4 protein-coding genes and 2 pseudogenes are annotated in these 4,367 nt (G+C 65.0%); all 6 read right to left on the reverse strand.

What is annotated here, in order from left to right; genetic code table 11:
• A pseudogene (locus tag EN925_RS24930) lies at window positions 1–346 on the reverse strand (ABC transporter permease); the annotation flags it as partial.
• Window position 347: 1 nt separating this feature from the next.
• The gene (locus EN925_RS24935) at window positions 348–1,298 is read right to left on the reverse strand and encodes an ABC transporter permease (protein WP_127385072.1); all 951 of its coding nucleotides are present in this window, start codon (window positions 1,296–1,298) and stop codon (window positions 348–350) included.
• On the reverse strand, window positions 1,295–2,053 hold the full coding sequence (locus EN925_RS24940) for an ATP-binding cassette domain-containing protein (protein WP_013533019.1): 759 nt from the start codon (window positions 2,051–2,053) through the stop codon (window positions 1,295–1,297). The genes EN925_RS24935 and EN925_RS24940 overlap by 4 nt, the downstream gene beginning before the upstream one ends.
• Window positions 2,046–2,783, reverse strand: a complete 738-nt coding sequence (locus EN925_RS24945; RefSeq protein ID WP_013533018.1) for an ATP-binding cassette domain-containing protein — start codon at window positions 2,781–2,783, stop codon at window positions 2,046–2,048. The genes EN925_RS24940 and EN925_RS24945 overlap by 8 nt, the downstream gene beginning before the upstream one ends.
• A gap of 66 nt (window positions 2,784–2,849) precedes the next feature.
• Window positions 2,850–4,037 carry an ABC transporter substrate-binding protein gene (locus tag EN925_RS24950; protein ID WP_127368786.1) on the reverse strand — a complete coding sequence of 396 codons (1,188 nt, stop codon included), beginning with the start codon at window positions 4,035–4,037 and terminating at the stop codon, window positions 2,850–2,852.
• Between the two features lie 25 nt (window positions 4,038–4,062).
• Window positions 4,063–4,367 (reverse strand): annotated as a pseudogene (locus EN925_RS24955) (carbohydrate ABC transporter substrate-binding protein); the annotation flags it as partial.

Below are 4,367 nucleotides of genomic sequence, written 5' to 3' on the forward strand. Positions count from 1 at the left end.
GCGAGATCAGCCCTTTCAGCCCGCCGATGACGAGCGCCAGCGCGCCGACCAGGCCGCAGACGAGAAAAAAGTTCCAGCCATCGCCATAAAGCTGCGCCGCCACGACATTGGCAAAGCCGATGACGAAGGGGATCGAAAGGTCAATGCCGCCCATGATGACGACCAGCGTCTGGCCAATCGAGGCCACGGCGAGCAGCGAGGCGAGCACCAGCATGGCACGTATCGCAAACGGCGCCGAGTAGCCGGGAATGAGAATTGTGCCGGCAAGGTGCAGAAGGGCGGCGACGCAGAAGGCGCCGACGACGCGGGCGTTGGTTGTCGCGAAGAGGTTTTGGCGCAAAACCATGTCAGCGTCTCCCCATGGCAAGACGTTCCTGCAGCGCTGTCAGCATCACCGCCAGCACCAGGATCGCGCCGTAGGCGATCTGCAGCACGAAGGTCGAGACGTTGAACGTCGTCAGCACGCTCTGCAGCAGGAAGATGTCGATGGCACCGATGGCGGCACCCGCCACGCCACCACGGCCGCCGGCCAGGCTGACGCCGCCAAGTGCTACGGCGGCGATGGCGATCAGTGTGTAGGTCGGCCCGATATTGGGATCAGCCGAGCCGATCAGCGCGGTCAGCATCAGCCCGGCGCATCCGCCGAGGATGCCGGTCATGACATAGGCGATGAAGCGCACGCGCGTGACATCGACACCGGCGGTGTAGGCGGCGCGGTCGTCGCTGCCGACCGCCATAAGCTGGTCGTAGTATGGCGTGCGCCGCACCAGCCACCAGGCGACGAGCATCGCCGCCAGCGGCAGCATCGACAGCGGGCCGGACAGTGCCTTGAGCCAGGCCGGCGCTGGGCCGATCGGCGCCGGCAGGATTGTCAGCGTCACGCCGGTCAGGATCAGATAGGTGCCGAGCGTGGCGACGATCGGCTGAATGCGCACGATTGTCGCCAGGAAGCCGTTCGCCGCGCCCACCAGCGCGCCGACGAGCAACGCCGCCGGAACGAGCACCAAGGGCGACGAGATGCCGGTGCCGAGGAACAGCACCTGGATCGTCAAAGCGTTGACAAAGCCCATCAATGGCCCGACCGAGATGTCGATTCCGCCACGCCCGGCGAGGATGACAGGCGTGGAGGCGATGGCAGCACCGATCAAGGGCGCCGCCAATCCGACCAGCGCCCCCCAGGAACCCGGCTGGAATCGTCCCGGGCTGAGGATGAGATTGACCGCAAGCAGCACGACCAGCAGCACGACGGCGAAGCCGAAATTTCGCCCAAGGGACAGGAGGCGCGCAACAGGGCTCATGCCGCACGTCCGAACATGGCTGATATCACGCCGTCGGTGGTGAGGGCGTTGCCGGCGATCTCGGCCGCGACTTCATTCTCACGGAACACCAGCACGCGCTGGCACAGGAGAAGAATCTCCTCGATTTCGCTGGACAGGATGACGAGCCCCATGCCGTCGGCCGCCAGCCCGCGAAACACGTCGTAGAGAACATGCCGCGTCGCCACGTCGACGCCACGCGTCGGATCGTTGAGGAGCAGGATCGCGGGCTCCAGCGCCAAGGCCCGCGCCAGCAGCACCTTCTGCTGGTTGCCGCCCGACAAAGTGGTGATCGGCGCATCGGGCCGGGGTGCGGCGATTGACAGTTTTTCGCGGTAGATGTCGTAGCGCGCCTTGCGCGCCGCCGGGCTGATCAGGCCGAGCCGTGTGTCGCGCGACAGAGTCGAAACGGCGAAGTTGTCGAGCACCGACTGCGTCGGGAAAATGCCGTTGGCGCGTCGGTCGCGCGGCAAATAGGCGATGCCGCTGGCGACAGCCTTGCGAAACCCGGTGATCTTGCGGGACGCATCCGATGCACCGAGTTCAATCGAGCCGCCATGCGGCGGTTCCAGGCCAGCAAGCATCTTGAGAAACAGCTCCTGGCCATGACCATCGAGGCCGGCAAGCCCGACGATCTCACCCGGAGCGATTGCCTGCGTGATCGGGCTGGCGCCGGGCGCGATGACGAGTTCGCGAACGGCAAGACCACCAAATTCGAGAGCGGTGCGATCAGCCATGCGCAAGCTCCGCGGCGGTACGTGGCGCCATTGTCTTGAGAAGCTCAGCCGGCGTCGAAGCGCCGCGCTCTTCGGTGCGCACCACGCTGCCGCCCCGCAGGATCGAGATGCGATCCGAAAGCGACATCACCTCGTCCATGCGGTGGGTGATGAACAGGATCAGGCAGCCCTCGCCGGCAAGCGCACGCATCAACGAAAAAACGGATTCGCGATCGGCGAAGTCGAGCGCGGCGGTGACCTCGTCGAGGATCAGGATCTTTGGGTTGCGCACGATCGCGCGAGCAAGGACGACCAATTGCTGCGCGGCGAGCGGCAGCAGGCCGGCTGGCATGTCGAGAGGGACGTCGGTGACCGCGAAGCGCTTAAGCGCAGCTTTCGCCCGGTCACGGCGCTCGTTGCGGGGCACAGCGCGCCGGACCAGCCCGTCGAGGCCGAGCAGGATGTTGTCGGTCACGCTGCGATCCGGCGCGATCAGCACCTCCTGGAACACCGTGGCGAAGCCTTGCGCCTGGAAGGCCGAGGGGTTGGCGCCCGAGAACGGCTTGCCGTGCAGGAGGATCGCGCCGCTGTCCGGCTGGACGATGCCGGACAACAGCTTGACCATCGTGCTCTTGCCCGAACCGTTCTCGCCCAGGATGGTGTGGATGGTTCCCGCCCGAAACGCGATCGATGCGTCCGCGAGCGCGATCGTCTCGCCATAGCGTTTGGATATGGTTTTGACTTCAAGCATGTCGCATTTCGATGCTGGCAGGCCGGCTCCCCGAAAGGAGCCGGCCTGTTGAGAGATTAGCAGGCGTCACTTTGCACAGGCATCGGGCACCTTCGAATAGTCCCAGCCCTTGGTTGGCGCCGGGTTCGAGAAATAGGCGTCGAGCCATTCCTCCGGCATCGGATCTTTCGGCGGGATCGGGAAGATAGACACGGCGTCCGTCGTCATGCAGTCCTTGTACCAGGCACCGAGATCGGCGGTGTGGACAGGCGGGATCGGGATCAGCAGCGTGTTCAGCTTCGGCTTCTGCCCGTCGAGCATGCGCTCGCCGACGCGGAACAGCGTCTGCGCGGTCCAGTGCGGCAGCACCGCATGGCCTTCGAAGCGGTACTTGTCGGGGTTGGCCTTCCAGTAGCCCAGCGCATCGCCGGTGATCGAGCCGGTGATCAATGGTGCGGGCCGGCCGGCTTCTGCGAAGGCTTCGGCGACGACGCGGCTTTCGCTGCCTGTCGTCCACACTGCATCGATCGGCGCCGGGTTGGTGGCGATCGCCTGCAGCACCACGGTCTTGGTGACGTTGGCTGTCCAGTTGCCATTGACATTGCGCGAGATCTTCAGCTTCGGATTTTCAGTCAGCGCCTTGTCCGCGCCCTGGCGCTCCTGCACCACGATCGGGTGTCCGGCGATGCCTTCGACCAGAAGGATGCTGGCGCCGTCCGGCTGCGCCTTGCCGATCGCCGCCATCATGTCGTAGCCCCAGCGCGCATAGTTGGAATCGACATTGATGGCGTTCGGGCTGGTCACCGAACCGGCAGCGGTGATGAACGGAATGCCGGCTTTGGCGGCAGCGTCGATCGCATCATCGAGTGCCGTCGCCGAGCCCGGGATCGAGGTGATGATCGAGCACTTCTTGTCGATGAAGGCGCGGATCTGGTTGATCTGCTGGCTGGCGTCGTTGTTGGAATCAGACACCTCGAAGCTGGACACCGTTCCGTCGCCGATCAGCCCGTCGACGAGACGCTTCAATTCCTTGGTCACCGTGACCCGCCACGGATTGCCCTGGTAGGATTCCGAGTGGCACCATTTCCACGGTTTAGGCGGCGCTGTGAAATTGTCCCAGGCCGAAGGCAGCACCTTCTGCGGCGCGCCGTCATATTGCGCCTTGAGTTCGGTCGGCAGCCCGCCGATGACGCCTTGCACATCCTGCGCAAAGGCGGTCGTTGCAAGCGAGGCAAGCGCGGTTGCGGCCAGCAGGCCGCGGATCATTCCTGTCATCTCGTTCTCCTCCGTTCGGTTTGGTTCAGGCTCCTCCACCGGCAGCGCCGGACACCTGCACCGGGGAACTCTCCCGAAACAGGCGATTGAGATCGGCAACAACCTGTCGGGCTTGATGCCGGGAGGTCATGCCGGAAAGGATGCGTTCGGATGCTGCTTGCTGGAAAGTCATGTAGCCGTCGTGGCGCGGCCGCACCCATGCACCCTCCAGCGTCGCGCGCGTATCCCGATAGAAGTCGCCGGTCGCTTCATTGACAGCCTGGTCCTCCCAGGCCGCTGCATGGCCGGGCTGGCCGCCGGCGGCGGCATAGGCGCCACGCTGGACATCGC

The sequence above is a fragment of the Mesorhizobium sp. M7A.F.Ca.US.006.04.2.1 genome (assembly GCF_004022915.1).
Taxonomy (GTDB): Bacteria; Pseudomonadota; Alphaproteobacteria; order Rhizobiales; family Rhizobiaceae; genus Mesorhizobium; species Mesorhizobium ciceri.

What these genes read in the sequence shown, in the direction of transcription:
- EN925_RS24935 (WP_127385072.1), bottom strand. Translation starts at nt 1,298, where the DNA reads ATGAGCCCTGTTGCGCGCCTCCTGTCCCTTGGGCGAAATTTCGGCTTC.
- EN925_RS24940 (WP_013533019.1), bottom strand. Translation starts at nt 2,053, where the DNA reads ATGGCTGATCGCACCGCTCTCGAATTTGGTGGTCTTGCCGTTCGCGAA.
- EN925_RS24945 (WP_013533018.1), bottom strand. Translation starts at nt 2,783, where the DNA reads ATGCTTGAAGTCAAAACCATATCCAAACGCTATGGCGAGACGATCGCG.
- EN925_RS24950 (WP_127368786.1), bottom strand. Translation starts at nt 4,037, where the DNA reads ATGACAGGAATGATCCGCGGCCTGCTGGCCGCAACCGCGCTTGCCTCG.